Origin of the sequence: Comamonas sp. A7-5 (genome assembly GCF_039581385.1) — a bacterium.
Lineage (GTDB): Bacteria > Pseudomonadota > Gammaproteobacteria > Burkholderiales > Burkholderiaceae_C > Comamonas > Comamonas thiooxydans.
The window spans coordinates 380,111-393,552 of record NZ_JBCPWO010000004.1; the positions used below are offsets into that span (position 1 = coordinate 380,111).

Annotated in this window: 13 protein-coding genes; 5 read left to right on the forward strand and 8 right to left on the reverse strand. The window is 61.6% G+C overall.

The features are described from left to right. Window positions 1–17: 17 nt before the first annotated feature. From AAIL67_RS09855 to AAIL67_RS09865, 3 genes are read right to left on the reverse strand one after another with little or no spacing between them, the layout of a single operon-like run. The gene (locus AAIL67_RS09855; RefSeq protein WP_003062756.1) at window positions 18–1,085 is read right to left on the reverse strand and encodes an isocitrate/isopropylmalate family dehydrogenase; all 1,068 of its coding nucleotides are present in this window, start codon (window positions 1,083–1,085) and stop codon (window positions 18–20) included. A 24-nt stretch (window positions 1,086–1,109) separates the two neighbouring features. Then, window positions 1,110–2,114: a tripartite tricarboxylate transporter substrate binding protein gene (locus AAIL67_RS09860; protein ID WP_343483889.1), complete on the reverse strand. Its 1,005-nt coding sequence runs from the start codon at window positions 2,112–2,114 to the stop codon at window positions 1,110–1,112. 2 nt (window positions 2,115–2,116) lie between these two features. After that, window positions 2,117–3,094, reverse strand: coding sequence for a tripartite tricarboxylate transporter substrate binding protein (locus tag AAIL67_RS09865; protein ID WP_003075567.1), 978 nt, complete (start codon window positions 3,092–3,094; stop codon window positions 2,117–2,119). Window positions 3,095–3,186: 92 nt separating this feature from the next. On the opposite strand from AAIL67_RS09865, the gene AAIL67_RS09870 reads away from it, so the two are divergent. Both AAIL67_RS09870 and AAIL67_RS09875 read left to right on the forward strand, forming a co-directional pair. Beyond that, window positions 3,187–4,077 (forward strand): LysR family transcriptional regulator, encoded by an 891-nt coding sequence (locus AAIL67_RS09870; RefSeq protein WP_343483890.1) that lies wholly within the window; start codon window positions 3,187–3,189, stop codon window positions 4,075–4,077. A gap of 246 nt (window positions 4,078–4,323) precedes the next feature. Then, on the forward strand, window positions 4,324–5,298 hold the full coding sequence (locus AAIL67_RS09875) for an NAD-dependent epimerase/dehydratase family protein (RefSeq protein ID WP_343483891.1): 975 nt from the start codon (window positions 4,324–4,326) through the stop codon (window positions 5,296–5,298). An 18-nt stretch (window positions 5,299–5,316) separates the two neighbouring features. Here the strand turns inward: AAIL67_RS09875 and AAIL67_RS09880 are convergent, their stop codons facing one another. Then, window positions 5,317–7,191, reverse strand: coding sequence for a hypothetical protein (locus AAIL67_RS09880; protein ID WP_343483892.1), 1,875 nt, complete (start codon window positions 7,189–7,191; stop codon window positions 5,317–5,319). A 130-nt stretch (window positions 7,192–7,321) separates the two neighbouring features. Then, the gene (locus AAIL67_RS09885; protein ID WP_003053809.1) at window positions 7,322–8,026 is read right to left on the reverse strand and encodes a YebC/PmpR family DNA-binding transcriptional regulator; all 705 of its coding nucleotides are present in this window, start codon (window positions 8,024–8,026) and stop codon (window positions 7,322–7,324) included. Between the two features lie 187 nt (window positions 8,027–8,213). Between AAIL67_RS09885 and AAIL67_RS09890 the strand changes: the two genes are divergently transcribed. Beyond that, complete coding sequence (locus AAIL67_RS09890; RefSeq protein WP_343483893.1) at window positions 8,214–9,356, forward strand: PQQ-dependent sugar dehydrogenase; 1,143 nt, start codon at window positions 8,214–8,216, stop codon at window positions 9,354–9,356. Between the two features lie 7 nt (window positions 9,357–9,363). On the opposite strand, the gene AAIL67_RS09895 is transcribed toward AAIL67_RS09890, so the two are convergent. Beyond that, window positions 9,364–9,789 (reverse strand): hypothetical protein, encoded by a 426-nt coding sequence (locus AAIL67_RS09895; protein ID WP_003062749.1) that lies wholly within the window; start codon window positions 9,787–9,789, stop codon window positions 9,364–9,366. A 134-nt stretch (window positions 9,790–9,923) separates the two neighbouring features. Here AAIL67_RS09895 and AAIL67_RS09900 point away from each other — a divergent pair, with 134 nt between their 5' ends. Together AAIL67_RS09900 and AAIL67_RS09905 are read left to right on the forward strand one after the other, a co-directional pair. Then, entirely contained in the window at window positions 9,924–11,153 is a 1,230-nt protein-coding gene (locus tag AAIL67_RS09900) for a spore maturation protein (RefSeq protein ID WP_003062748.1), read from the forward strand. 15 nt (window positions 11,154–11,168) lie between these two features. Next, window positions 11,169–11,789 carry a hypothetical protein gene (locus tag AAIL67_RS09905; protein WP_003062747.1) on the forward strand — a complete coding sequence of 207 codons (621 nt, stop codon included), beginning with the start codon at window positions 11,169–11,171 and terminating at the stop codon, window positions 11,787–11,789. 37 nt (window positions 11,790–11,826) lie between these two features. On the opposite strand, the gene AAIL67_RS09910 is transcribed toward AAIL67_RS09905, so the two are convergent. Together AAIL67_RS09910 and AAIL67_RS09915 are read right to left on the reverse strand one after the other, a co-directional pair. Beyond that, window positions 11,827–12,750: an amino acid ABC transporter substrate-binding protein gene (locus AAIL67_RS09910; RefSeq protein ID WP_343483894.1), complete on the reverse strand. Its 924-nt coding sequence runs from the start codon at window positions 12,748–12,750 to the stop codon at window positions 11,827–11,829. A gap of 82 nt (window positions 12,751–12,832) precedes the next feature. Next, the gene (locus AAIL67_RS09915; RefSeq protein ID WP_003062745.1) at window positions 12,833–13,258 is read right to left on the reverse strand and encodes a VOC family protein; all 426 of its coding nucleotides are present in this window, start codon (window positions 13,256–13,258) and stop codon (window positions 12,833–12,835) included. Window positions 13,259–13,442 lie beyond the last annotated feature (184 nt).

Genomic DNA, 13,442 nt, shown 5'->3' on the forward strand with positions numbered 1-13,442 from the left:
CTTTGCCTTGCCTGGCTTCACCGCGTCAACGAAGCGATACGCTGTGCCAGCTTGCGGCCTGTGGCAGCCGTGCCGAGCTGACCGCCCACATCGCGCGTGGCCTCGCCATGCTCGACAGCCTGGGCTGCACAGGTGACGATGGCCTCGCTGGCCCGCACAAAACGCATGTCATTGCTGCGCTGACCGTACCAGTTCAGCAGCTGGCTGGCCGACAAGATCAGCGAAAACGGATTGGCGATGTCCTGGCCTGCGATGTCTGGCGCAGACCCATGAGCCGCTTGTCCCATGGCGTATTGCTGGCCGGCGTTGACGGAGCCTCCCAGGCCCAGACTGCCGGACAACTCGGCCGTCAGGTCAGAGAGGATGTCACCGAACATATTGGTCGTGACGATGACGTCGAAGCGTTGAGGCGCACGCACCACATGGGCCATCATCGCGTCGACGATGAATTCATCGACCTCGATCTCTGGAAAATCCTTGGCGACACGCTGACATTCTTCAATGAACATGCCGTCGCCCAACTTGAGCACATTGGCCTTGTGGACGATGCTGACATGCTTGCGCCGGCGCTGGGCCAGTTCGAAGGCCGAACGCGCCACGCGTGCGCAGCATTCGCGGGTGATCCGGCGAAGAGAGACGACCACGTCGGACGTGATCAGCATTTCGCTGCCGCCCGATGCAATGTTGCGATCTGCGTAGAAGCCTTCGGTGTTCTCACGAACCACGACCAGATCGAAATCATCCACCTTGTGCGGCACGCCAGCCCAGGTTCGCGCCGGCCGGATGTTGGCAAACAAGTCCAGCTCCTTGCGAAAGAACTTGGAGGGGTTGATCTCGCCCTTGGCTTCGTCCTTGAATTCATAGGTGGCCATGGGGCCGAGCATCAGGCCGTCAGCAGCCTTGACCTTGGCCAGCAGTTCCGGCGTGACCGTCGCACCATATTTGCGCAGGCTCTCGTGGCCGGCGACATCGTGGTCCAGGGCCAGATTCAGATCAAACTTATGAGATACAGCCTCCAGCACCTCCACTGTGGCGGCCATGGTTTCCGGGCCGATTCCATCGCCGGGCAATACAACCAGTTTCATACTCAACTCTCTCTTTTTCAACGCTTAATCAATCAATATGGAAGTGCTTCGGACCAGTTGCCGGTATTTGGTGATTTCCTTGCGGACAAAAGCATCCACCTCCTGCGGCGTATAGCTTTTGACCAGAGTGCCTTCTGCCTCGAAGCGTGCCTTCAGCGCGGGCTGCTGCACGATCTGGTTGATTCTTTGTGACAGCAGTTGCACCACCGGCGCCGGAGTCTGCCTGGGCGCGAAGTAACCACCCCAGAGGCTGAATTCGAAGCCCGGAAATTTCTCGGCAACCGTGGGCACGCCTGGCAGCGCTGCGATGGGCTCCAGACAGGTGACCGCCAATGCGCGCACCTTGCCGCCTTTGATATGTGACAGGATCGATGGCGTGCTGGCCATGAAGAACTGCACCTGCGCTCCAATGAGGTCGGTGATCGCCTGGCCGGCCCCCTTGTAGGGAATATGGACCATCTGAACTTTGGCGGCCTCTGCAAGGGCTGCTGCTGCCAGATGCCCCGGTGTTGCCGTACCGGACGAAGCGTATGCCACCTTGCCTGGCGCTGCCTTGGCAGCGGCGATCAGGTCGTCCAGCGATTTCCATGGTGCGCTGGCAGGAACCGCCAGCACCAGCGGAGAGTCGCCAACCAGGGCCACGCCTTGCAGATCCTTCAGGCTGTCATAGCCTGGGCTCTTCATGGCCGCCCCGTTGATGGCGATCTCTCCGGTCTGGCCCAGCAGCAATGTCAGTCCATCCGCAGGAGCGCGCACCACCATGCGTGTGCCCAGCGCTCCACTGGCGCCAGGACGGTTGTCAACGATGACGGATTGCCCAAGTGCCTTGCCCAGATCGTTGGAAATCAGTCGTGCGAATACATCGCCCTGTCCTCCTGGCGCATACGGAACGACGACAGTGACTGGACGTCCTGGAAAACTTGGCTGCGCTCTTGCCATGCTCGCGGCCACCGCTGCAGAGCCCGCGCAGATGGCAGCCAGTACCTGTCTTCTCGACACCAGGCCTGAGGGGTCGTGGGATAGCAACATGCTCAGAGCTCCATGCCAGGCTTGCTTGCCACGGCTTTCCACTTGCCCAGCTCATCGTGAAGTTCCGCGGCAAAGGCCTTCGGGCTCAGGGAAATAGGCGTTGCGCCTTCATGCTTGAGACGCGAGCGCACTGGCTCAGCGGCGGCGGCTGCATTGACGGCTTGATTGAGCTGATTCACGATCTCTGGTGACACCCCGGCGGGCGCAAGCACACCCCACCATGTGGTCACGTCATAGCCCTTGATTCCGGCTTCTGCCATGGTGGGCACCTGCGGAAACAGGCTGGAGCGCTGAGCACTGGTGACGGCAAGAAGCTCCAGCTTGCCGGTCTTGAGGTGCGGAAGAATGGTCGGCACCGTGGCAAAGAATGCATCCACACGACCTGCCAGCAGTTCCAGCGCAGCAGGGCCGCTGCCTTTGAAGGGGACATGCGTCATTGGAAGCGTCGCCTGCTGCCTGAAAAGTTCGCCAGACAGGTGGTTGATGCTGCCCGCGCCCGCTGAACAGTAATTGATGCCGCCTTCGCGTGTTTTGGCAATCTTTGGCAGATCCGCGACCGACTTCGCCCCCAGAGCCTTGTTGGTTACCAAAAGCAGAGGCCCACGACCGATCATTGCCACCGGAGCAAAGTCACTTTCCGGCTTGTAGGGCAGCTTGGGATCAATGGCTGCGTTCGTCGCGAAAGTGGATGTCGCAAACAGCAGCGTGTAGCCATCGGGCTTGGCTTTTGCCACAAAGTTCGCACCTATGGAGCCACCTGCCCCACCCTTGTTGTCAACAACAACTGGCTGGCCAAAGCGATTTGACAACTGGCTGGCAATGTCACGTGCGATGCTGTCTGTACCGCCACCGGCCACAAAAGGAACAACCAGCGTGATGGGACGCTCAGGCCACTTTCCCTGAGCTGCTGCCGAGTTCACCAGCATCAATCCAGCGGCTGCGGCGAGCCACGCTTTTCTGAAATCACCCAAGCCTTGCATTTCGTCTCCGTTTCTTATGTTCTGGGCGAATGATCAGTGATTTAATTAATGCAGTAAATTGCAAAAAATCTTCTCATTGATGCGTTTTTCAAATGAATTTCGACATTGCTGATCTCAAAGCCTTTGTGGCTGTGGCAGAGCTGGCCAGTTTCAGGCGCGCAGCCGAGTTGCTGCACATCTCTCAACCGGCCTTATCGAGGCGGGTCGAAAAACTGGAGCAAGCCTTATCGCTCAAGCTTCTGGAGCGCACCACTCGCAAAGTGGAGCTCAATGCCATGGGACGTGTTTTCCTGCCTCGTGCCCAGCATGTGCTGGCCGAACTGGAGGCCTCGCTGATAGGGATGACCGAACTCAACGAACGGCTGCACGGTCTGGTGACCATTGCCTGCATCCCTTCTGTCGTGGATACGGTGGTGGCGAGCGCCATCCATCAGATCAAGAAGCAGTTCCCCCGCATTCGGCTGCGCATCCTGGATCAACCCGCTGCAGACATCCTGCTGACCGTGGCGCGCTCGGAAGTGGATTTCGGAATCGGCTATCTCGGAGCCAGCGAACCTGACCTCGACTTCGAAGAACTGGCTTCGGAGTCTTTTGTGCTGGCCTGCCGCAAAGACCATCCTCTGGCCACCCGCAGCAGCATCAGCTGGAGTGAACTGGCACATCAGGACTGTGTCACTCAAGCACAAGGCAGCGGCAATCGCCTGCTCATCGACCAGGCTCTGTCAAACACCGTCACCCAACCCCATTGGGTATGCGAGGTTCAACATGTCCCCAGCCTGCTAAGCCTGGTTCGGCGCGGGGTGGGCGTGGGCGCGGTCCCTCAGCATGCAATCAGCGGGACCGATCTCTGCGGCATCCCATTGGTAGAGCCGCAGGTACTTCGCAGCATCGGCTTGATCTCGCGACGGGGCAAGGCACTTTCTGCCATGGCTCAGGAATTCCAGAGGGCATTGCGACTGGTTCATACCCGGCAGCTGAACTAAGCGCAAAGCTGTAAATAGATGACTGCCTGATTGGAACTGCTGGCCGAGCGTCCTATTCCTCACCCATTCCTGCCCTATCAAGCCCAGCATTTACGCCACCGCTGCAAGCCTGTCTGCCTTCCGGGCTGGGCGGGCGGACCCGTCATTCCTGCGCAAATTGCGCTTGACCTTGAACCAAGCTTCAAGCTTACGCTTGCATCATTCCCAGTCATCAAGGCTGGTGAAGCTATCCATCAAGGAGCAGGAATGCAGACCATATTGGGCGCCAACGGGCAGATCGCCACCGAGCTGGCGCGCGAACTCAAGCGCAACTACAGTGATGAACTCAAGCTGGTGAGCCGCAGGCCGCGCAAGGTACATGACACGGATCTGCTCGAAGCCGCCGATCTGCTCGATGCCGAGCAAACAGCCAGAGCCGTTCAGGGCAGCAGCGTGGTGTATTTCACCGCAGGCCTGCCTCCCGATACCCGGCTTTGGGAGCAGCAGTTTCCAAGCATGCTGCGCAACGCCCTGGCGGCCAGCCGCGCTGCAGGCGCCCCATTTGTCTATTTCGACAACACCTATATGTATCCGCAGAACGCGCAGCTGCAGACCGAGCAGACCGCATTCGCTCCCGTGGGGCGCAAAGGCCGGGTGCGCGCCGCCATGGCCGAGATGGTGCTGTCCGAGATGGCACGCGGGGAGATTCCCGTGCTGATAGCGCGGGCGCCCGAGTTCTACGGCCCGGCCCAGACGCAGAGCATTACCAACACCTTGGTGATTGACAGGCTCAAGGCCGGCAAGACACCGCTGGCACCGGTGCGAGACGACCGCCTGCGCACCCTGATCTGGACCCCCGATGCCAGTAGGGCTCTGGCTCTGCTGGGCAACACGCCCGATGCTTATGGGCAGACCTGGCATCTGCCATGCGACGATGCACGCCCCAACTACAAGCAACTGATCGACTGGGCCAGCCAGAGCTTTGGCCGCTCTCGCCGCCATCACAGGCTGCCCCGCTGGGCACTGAGCGCAGCCGGCCTGATCTCCAAACCCGTGGCCGAGCTGCAAGAGCTACTGCCCCGCTATGCCCACGACAATCTGTTTGACTCCAGCAAATTCAAGCAGGCATTTCCGGGGTTTGCCGTCACCAGCTACCGGCAGGGGCTGGCCCTGATTGCCGATGAATTTCATAGAAATCAGCAGCAATCCCTTGCCCAGACTTCGGAAGCAGCTATCAAATAAGTATCGGTACTTATAAAGCTACCAGTTCAGCGCCTGGGCCAGCTGCTCGGCCCGGGTTTGCTCGCGCAAGCTAGCCACCGAGGCGCGCAGGATGGCGCGGCTTTCGCCCTGGTCGACAATCCAGAAGACGACACGCTTGACGGGAGCTGCGCCCGTCCGACTCTCCTGAGGGCTCACTTCAAACGTCCATTCGCGGCCTTCAGGCCGTCGGTCCCTGGAGCGCGTCTGTGCAGTGAAGTTGCGCTTCTTCAAGCTCCCCGCCTTCAAGCGGAACTGCTTTTCCAGCGCGGTGCGCAGCAGCTTTTCCTGCACCTCGTCGGACTCGGGGATCTTCAGCCCTGTGGTCAGGCCCAATTGCTGCCCGGTCATCAGATCGCGGTACATCATGCGCTGCGAATCCTTAGGCTCTTGCAGATGAAAGCCTGCTGCACGCATGGGCAGCACCATGCCGGTGCGGCGATTTTCCAGGTCGGCCACCTGTGGGTCCTGGGCCTGCACCCAGATGTTCTGCAGCCCGCCGGCATTGCGCAGGTACTGGCGCATCAGTCGAGCGGCATCGGCGTCGCGACCTTGCTGCGCCGCCAGCTCGGCCCCATATTGCTGGGCCAGGTCGACCAGCTCGGACTCCAGCCTGAACAGGCTGACATAGGGCCAGGCCTGCAGAGCCCAACCCAGATAGCGGCCAGCCTCGGCTTGCTGACCGGCCTTGAAGGCCGAGATGCCAGCCACTGTATTCAGGCGCGCAAGCTCGGCAGGGAACTGTGCATCGGCCAGGGCCGCGCGGGCCAGTTGACCGGCCCTGGACCAGTCGTCATCGACCCGCCAGGCATGACTCACCTCGCGCTCCTGGCGCGGTAGTTCTGGCGGCAGTTCGGGCGCTTTGGGCCATTGCATGGCCTGCCACAGCTGGGGCAGCTGCTGCAGCGCGCTGTCACGCTCGCTGTCCATTTGCTCGGCGTGCAGGCTCAGTTTCCAGTTGCCGCGCACCAGCCCCCAGTCCAGATGCAGGATGTCGGGCCTCCCCTCTTCTCTTTTCTCGCGGCTGGCCTCCTGGCTTTGCACTGCGTCGGCGAACGGCAGGGCCGGCAACCTCAGCCCAGGCTCTGGCGTCTGCTCGCTGGCAAAAATGCCACGTTCCTGCTGCAACGACTTCTGCCTGGCTGCTGCGTCCATGTCTTTCAGACCATCGTCATAGCCGAGCCGCATGCGGACCCGCAGGCGCCTGCCATCGGGCTTCAGGTAGACATACTCCAGATTCGCGACCTCTTTGCGATCCCTGGCCGGCTCCAGCTGGACCAGTACCCAGCGCCCCTGCACCAGCGGCACGCTGAGCTGCGCGGCCTGGTAGTGCAGTTGCTGGTCTGCAGTATTCCACTGCCACAGCGGCTCAAAAGCCTTGGACTCCTGCTTGAGCGCCAGCAGATAGCGAGCCAGTGCGTCCTGATCGCCGGCCATCATCGCGGCTGTCAGACCACGCTGTATCAACGCCTGCATCTGCCCGCTGACCGGGTCGTAGCCGTCGGCTTCGGCCAGAGCCATCATCTGGTCGGTCTGCAACACGGCCTGCGCGTACTGCCCTTGCTGATAGAGCAAAGCGTAGAGCAAGCCCGATGCATCGAGCTGCTCGTATGGATTGCCGCGCGGCAGCGTCATGTCCAGCAGCTTGCGCGCCTGGGAGATGGCCTCGTCCCAGCGCCTGACCTGGGCTGCCTCGACCACGGCACGGCGCAGCCTGAAAAAAGGCGAATCCTGTTCGGCGGGCGAATCCGCCTGTCGCGCAACCCCCGTCAGCCTTTCAGGCTCGGCCGCCTGCGGCGCAGGGCCCGCCAGCGACAAGGCCACCGCCATAGCGGTCAGGGAAACAGGCGCGGGAATGCGAGGTAAAAAAACCATGAAGTCGATCCACAAGACAGTTCAGCAGGCTTGCAGTATAGAAAGCGACTGCCGGGCCGCTGGCTGGGGTCGACTCGGGGCAAAAAAAGAGCGACCCCGGGGCCGCTCGTTTTGCCATGCTGCGATGACTTCAGTCCACCAGACCTGCGTAGACATGCTGCACATCGTCGTCGTTTTCCAGACCGGCCAGGAATTCCTGCACTTCTTCCTGCTGCTCGGCAGACAGGCTGCTCATGCTGATGGGGTTCTTGGCCTTGTAGCCCAGCTTGACCGACAGCACCTTGATGCCTTGCGCGGGCAAAGCCTTGCTCACTGCGTCCAGATCGGCAATATCGGTAATGAACAGGGTGGTGCCTTCTTCTTCGCCAGCTTCGAAGTCTTGCGCGCCGGCTTCGATGGCGGCCATTTCGACGTCGGCACCGTTTTCAGGCTCGCCTTCGATCATGCCCACATGGTCAAAATCCCAGGCCACGGCGCTCATCTGGCCCTTGCGGAAGCAGACACGCATATTGGGAGCCGTGCGATTGGGATTGTCGGTCAGACATTCCACCATCACAGGCACGCGATGAGGGGCATAGCCCTCAAACAGCACGCTGGAATAGTTCACGGCGTCGGCACCAACGCCAGCACCCTTCTTGATGGCGCGATCCAGCGTGTCCTTGGGCATGGAAGCCTTGCGGGCCGCTTCCACCGCCATGCGCAGGCGCGAGTTGGCAGCAGGGTCGCCGCCGCCCAGACGGGCGGCAACCATGATTTCCTTGACCAGCTTGCCAAACAGCTTACCCTTGGCATCGGCGACCAGCGCCTTACCCTTTGCTTTCCATTGCGCGCCCATGGCTGCGTTCCTTGTTGAATGTTGTCAAAACCCGCGCTATGCACACGCAAGCCGCCCGCCAAAACATCGGCGAGCAAAAGCCGGATTTATACACCTGCGCGCGATCTTTTGTCGGCAAACTGCATCAAGTCCGGGTCATAAATACAGGCAAACAGCAAGCAGTTGACCGCCCACCTAGGAGGAAAAAATGCACCGCATCACCATTCACGCCCTCGCTTGCAGTGTGCTGGCCCTGCTCGGCTCGCAGGCCCTGGCTGCCGCCGAGCTGAGCACGCAAACCGTGGCAACGGGGCTGGAGCACCCCTGGGCACTGGCCTTTTTGCCGGACGGACGTTATCTGGTAACGGAACGCCCTGGCCGCATGCGCATTGTGGAGGCCGGGGGCAGGCTCAACGCCCCTCTCAAAGGTCTTCCTGCCATCGCCGCCTCCGGGCAAGGCGGCCTGCTGGATGTGGTGCTGGACAGCGACTTCGCCAGCAACCGCCAGCTCTATTTCTGCTTCTCGGAACCTGGTCAGGGTGCGGACCGGGGCAAGAACAGCACGGCCATGGCCAAAGCCTGCCTCGCGGCCGATGCCAGCGCCCTGGAAAACGTGCAGATTCTCTTCAGCCAGCGTCCCAAGATCGATTCGGCCCTGCACTTCGGCTGCCGCATCGTGGAACGCAAGGTGAACGGCAAGCCCGACGGCTCGCTGTTTCTGAGCCTGGGCGAGCGCTACAAGGCCATGCAGGAGGCCCAGAATCTGCAGACCCATCTGGGCAAGATCGTGCGCGTCAACAAGGATGGCAGCGTGCCTCGCGACAACCCCTTTGGGGGCAGGCCCGATGCGCTGACCGAGATCTGGAGCTATGGCCACCGCAACAGCCAGGGCGCCGCACTGGGGCCGGATGACGAACTCTGGATGACAGAGCATGGCCCGCAAGGCGGCGATGAACTCAACCGCATCGAGCCGGGCAAGAATTACGGCTGGCCCGTCATCACCTATGGCGAAAACTATGGAGGCGGCAAGATCGGTGCCGGCATCAACGAAAAGACGGGCATGGAGCAACCCCGGCATTACTGGGTACCGTCGATTGCCACCTCGGGGCTCGCCTATCTGAGCAGCGAGCGCTATGGCATGGCCTGGAAAGGCTCCTTCATCACGGGTGCACTCAAGGCCATGCAACTGCAGCGCCTGCAGATTGCCGATGGCAAGGTCACCGCCACCGAAGTACTGCTGCCGCGCCTGAGCCAGCGCGTACGCGATGTGCGCCAGGGACCGGACGGTCTGCTGTACCTGCTCACCGATTCATCCAATGGACAATTGCTGCGTGTGCTGGCAAAGCCTTGAGTTCGGATCAGCGCAGCACGCCGCGGCTTTTGAGCCAGTAGAAATAGCCCAAAATGCAGAACCAGAAGATGGCCTCTCCCAACCACAAGCCCAGCGACAGCATATCGACCTGGCTGCCGAGCCTGCTGACATACCAGAACATGCCAGCCTGACTGACCACGCCGAGCACCACGTAAAGAACGCCCAGCAGCAGAGCCGCACGATTGCGCGTCCACAGCAGCCACACCAGCGTGAAGCACATGGCCGAATTCAGCGCCAGCATGGCCTGCAGCACCAGAGCCCACTGGATCCTGGCACCAGTACGCCAGCCGTCCGAAAAATCGGCCTCCAGCAACATCCATCCGCTCATCAGGCCAAGAAAACCGAACAGACACATCAACAGGGCCAGCCCCTTGCCATAGGGCTGCTCCCAGAGAACTTGCTTTGCTGTCATCCGTCCACTGTCCCTGTCTGATTCAAAACATCTGAGGGCCCGCCATGCTCTCCCGGGCAACCAAGGAGCCACAGTGTGCCATTGCTGCCCCGGTTTCGCGCCACAATCGGCTGCAGTACAGAACAGGCGCTTATATGCTCAATGCCTTGTGGCTCGGTTTTTTTCTCGTGGCAGCGGCAGCTGCGCTCGCGCAGTGGCTGCTGGGCGGTCAGGCAGATGTGTTCTCGTCCATGGTGCAGGCTCTGTTTGCCATGGCCAGGCTGTCCGTCGAAGTGATGGTGCTGCTGTTTGGCACGCTCACGTTGTGGCTGGGCTTTCTGCGCATTGCAGAAAAAGCGGGCGTGGTCGAATGGCTGGCAAAAATGCTGGGCCCGCTGTTTGCCAAGCTCATGCCCGAGGTGCCGCGCGGTCACCCCGCACTGGGCCTGATCACGCTGAACTTTGCCGCCAACGGGTTGGGGCTGGACAACGCGGCCACGCCCATGGGCCTCAAGGCCATGCGCGCTCTGCAGGAGCTGAACCCGAAGCCCGACACCGCAACCAATGCGCAGATCCTGTTTCTCGTGCTCAATGCCTCGTCACTGACGCTGCTGCCGGTCACCATCTTCATGTACCGCATGCAGCAGGGTGCGGCCGATCCGACGCTGGTCTTTCTGCCGATTCTGCTGGCCACTTCCGCCTCTACGCTGGTGGGCCTGTTCAGCGTCGCACTCGTGCAGCGGCTGCCCCTGTTCAGTCCCGTTGTGCTGGCCTATCTGGTGCCCGTGGGGCTGGCGCTGGCAGCCTTCATGGCATTTCTGGCCACGCTCAGCGCGGCGGCGCTGGCCCAGCTTTCCTCGCTCATGGGTAACCTCACGCTGTTTGCGCTGATCGTGCTGTTTGTGGGCCTGGGCGCGCTGCGCAAGGTGGCCGTGTACGACAGCTTTATCGAGGGGGCCAAGGAGGGCTTCGATGTGGCCAGGAACCTTCTGCCCTATCTGGTCGCCATGCTCTGCGCCGTGGGCGTGTTTCGCGCCTCGGGGGCACTGGAATATGCGCTGTCGGCTATCCGCTGGACGGTGGACGTTTTGGGCATGGATGCCCGCTTTGTCGATGCCCTGCCCACGGCGCTGGTCAAGCCCTTTTCCGGTAGCGCGGCGCGCGCCATGCTGATCGAGACCATGCAAAGCCAGGGCGTGGACAGTTTTGCGGCTCTGGCTGCAGCCACGATTCAGGGCAGCACCGAAACCACCTTCTATGTGCTGGCCGTGTACTTTGGTGCCGTGGGCATTCAGCGCGCGCGCCATGCCGTACCCTGCGCACTGGTGGCCGAGCTGGCCGGCGTGGTCGCCGCCATCGTGGTTTGCTACCACTTTTTTGGTTGATATCCGGGAAGCAGCATGACCGCTTCAGATCATCTCTTCGAGCGCTCCTGGCTGCGTGCCTGGCAGACGCTTCACGCCACACCGCCCCAAGGCCTGAAGCAGGCCCTGCTGGCCGCCTATGCCGAGCCGCAGCGCCACTATCACACGCTGCAGCATCTGAGCGAATGCCTGGCGCATTTCGAAACCGTGGCGTACCAGGCCCGGCACCCTGGCGAAGTAGAGATCGCGCTCTGGTTCCATGACGCCGTCTACGACGTCAAGGGCAAGGATAATGAGCTTCGCAGCGCACGCTGGGCGGCCCAAGTCCTGGGCAACAGCGGCGTGGACGAGGCCGCTTGCAGGCGCGTGCAGGCCCTGATCATGGCCACCTGTCATGAATCCACGCCCGAAGACGATGAAGCTCGGTTGCTCGTGGACATCGACCTGGCCATCCTCGGTGCCGCCCCCGACCGGTTTGCCGAGTACGACTCCCAGGTGCGTGCCGAATACGCCTGGGTGCCGCGCCCCATCTATGCGCTCAAGCGCAGGCAGGTGCTCAAAGGCTTTCTTCAGCGCAAGACCATCTACGCCACCTCGCACTTCCACGCCCTGCTGGAGCAGCAGGCCCGCAGCAATCTGCAGCGGGCCGTGGCCTAGGACGGGCGGGCGTCGTCATTCGCGCCATGGCCTGACGCTATTGCGTGCGGCCCACCACGAGGCGCACCGCCGCATAGTCCTCCAGCGGCTTGTCGCTGGGAGCGGCCCAGGCAGCGCGCGTCGCCTCCGATGCGGGCAGATTGATGGCTACTCCCGTCGGCGGCACGGGCTTCATGAACCACTTGTCGTAGAGCGCGGCCACTTCGCCGCTGGATGCCATCTCGCGGATCTGGGCGTCGAACAGCTTCTTGAATTCGGGCGACTTCCTGTCCAGCATGATGGCAATGGGCTCCACGCTGAAGGGCTCGCCCACGATGGCGTACTGGCCCGCATCACGCAGCCGCGACAGTCCAGACGCCAGGATCTGGCCGTCCGCGACGCAGGCATCCGCGCGGCCCGTCTCCAGCAGGATGAAGCATTCGGCATTGTCCTTGGCCATCAGCACATTGAAGTCCACGCCCTTTTCCTTGCTGAAGCGCCTGAGCAGGGTCACAGCCGTGGCGCCCGTGGTCGCGGCCACGTTGCGCCCCTTGAGCTGTGCCACCTCGGTGATGCCCGAGTTCTTGCGCACTGCCGTGCGCACCTCCTCCATGTAGACCGTGGGTGCGAACGCAACCTCCTTCTGGCGCGCCGCATTGTTGGTGGTGGTGCCGCATTCCACATCCACCGTGCCGTTGGCGACCAGGGGCACGCGGTTTTGCGCCGTCACCATCTGGTAGCGAATGTCCAGCCGCGGCAGCTTCAACTGCTGCTGCATGCGTGCCAGCGCCTTCTCGCACAGCTCCACATGGAAGCCCGCGTACTTGCCGTTGCCCAAGGTGTAGGACATGGTGCCCGAGGCCTCGCGCACGCCCATGGTCACCACGCCCGTATCCCTGATCCTGTCCAGCGTCTCGGCCTGCGCTGCGATGGCCAGACAGGCTGCCGCACCCATGACGATATGGCTCAATGTGACTTTCATCGCTCAATCCTTTTTGTTCTTGCCTGGAGAAAAACACCGCTTTGCGGGCGCTGCGGGAACAGGCCCGGACGCAATTCACCGCCTACTTGGCGAACAGCTGACTCATGTCCTTGAAAGCCTTGAACTCCAGCGCATTGCCGCAGGGGTCGAGCAGGAACATGGTGGCCTGCTCGCCCACCTGGCCCTTGAAGCGGATGTAGGGCTCAATGACGAATTCGGTGCCAAAGGACTTGAGGCGCTCGGCCAAGGCTTCCCATTGCGGCCATGCGAGCACGATGCCGAAGTGCGGCACCGGAACGTCGTGGCCGTCGACTGGATTGGTGTGGGCGCTGTCCTGGGCTGTGGTCTTGGGATGCTCGTGGATCACCAACTGGTGGCCGTAGAAGTCGAAGTCCACCCACTGCGTGCTGGAACGCCCCTCGGGCAGGCCGAACACTTCGCCATAGAAACGGCGCGCCGCGGGCAGGTCATACACGGGAATGGCCAAGTGAAAGGGAGACAGGCTCATGGGGAAACTCCGGAAATCGTTATGGGGTCGAGTCAAGGGTCGGGAAAAGCCTGCAGGCAAGGCCTGGTTGCGTTGGACCTCGATGCCCGGCGTCGCTGCGGGCCCCGGCGCATGCCTGAGACTGCAGCCATCGTAAAAAACCTTGATAAAAAACAAAATCAATATATTTTTTCCAAATACACAA

What these genes read in the sequence shown, in the direction of transcription:
- AAIL67_RS09855 (WP_003062756.1), bottom strand. Translation starts at nt 1,085, where the DNA reads ATGAAACTGGTTGTATTGCCCGGCGATGGAATCGGCCCGGAAACCATG.
- AAIL67_RS09860 (WP_343483889.1), bottom strand. Translation starts at nt 2,114, where the DNA reads ATGTTGCTATCCCACGACCCCTCAGGCCTGGTGTCGAGAAGACAGGTA.
- AAIL67_RS09865 (WP_003075567.1), bottom strand. Translation starts at nt 3,094, where the DNA reads ATGCAAGGCTTGGGTGATTTCAGAAAAGCGTGGCTCGCCGCAGCCGCT.
- AAIL67_RS09870 (WP_343483890.1), top strand. Translation starts at nt 3,187, where the DNA reads ATGAATTTCGACATTGCTGATCTCAAAGCCTTTGTGGCTGTGGCAGAG.
- AAIL67_RS09875 (WP_343483891.1), top strand. Translation starts at nt 4,324, where the DNA reads ATGCAGACCATATTGGGCGCCAACGGGCAGATCGCCACCGAGCTGGCG.
- AAIL67_RS09880 (WP_343483892.1), bottom strand. Translation starts at nt 7,191, where the DNA reads ATGGTTTTTTTACCTCGCATTCCCGCGCCTGTTTCCCTGACCGCTATG.
- AAIL67_RS09885 (WP_003053809.1), bottom strand. Translation starts at nt 8,026, where the DNA reads ATGGGCGCGCAATGGAAAGCAAAGGGTAAGGCGCTGGTCGCCGATGCC.
- AAIL67_RS09890 (WP_343483893.1), top strand. Translation starts at nt 8,214, where the DNA reads ATGCACCGCATCACCATTCACGCCCTCGCTTGCAGTGTGCTGGCCCTG.
- AAIL67_RS09895 (WP_003062749.1), bottom strand. Translation starts at nt 9,789, where the DNA reads ATGACAGCAAAGCAAGTTCTCTGGGAGCAGCCCTATGGCAAGGGGCTG.
- AAIL67_RS09900 (WP_003062748.1), top strand. Translation starts at nt 9,924, where the DNA reads ATGCTCAATGCCTTGTGGCTCGGTTTTTTTCTCGTGGCAGCGGCAGCT.
- AAIL67_RS09905 (WP_003062747.1), top strand. Translation starts at nt 11,169, where the DNA reads ATGACCGCTTCAGATCATCTCTTCGAGCGCTCCTGGCTGCGTGCCTGG.
- AAIL67_RS09910 (WP_343483894.1), bottom strand. Translation starts at nt 12,750, where the DNA reads ATGAAAGTCACATTGAGCCATATCGTCATGGGTGCGGCAGCCTGTCTG.
- AAIL67_RS09915 (WP_003062745.1), bottom strand. Translation starts at nt 13,258, where the DNA reads ATGAGCCTGTCTCCCTTTCACTTGGCCATTCCCGTGTATGACCTGCCC.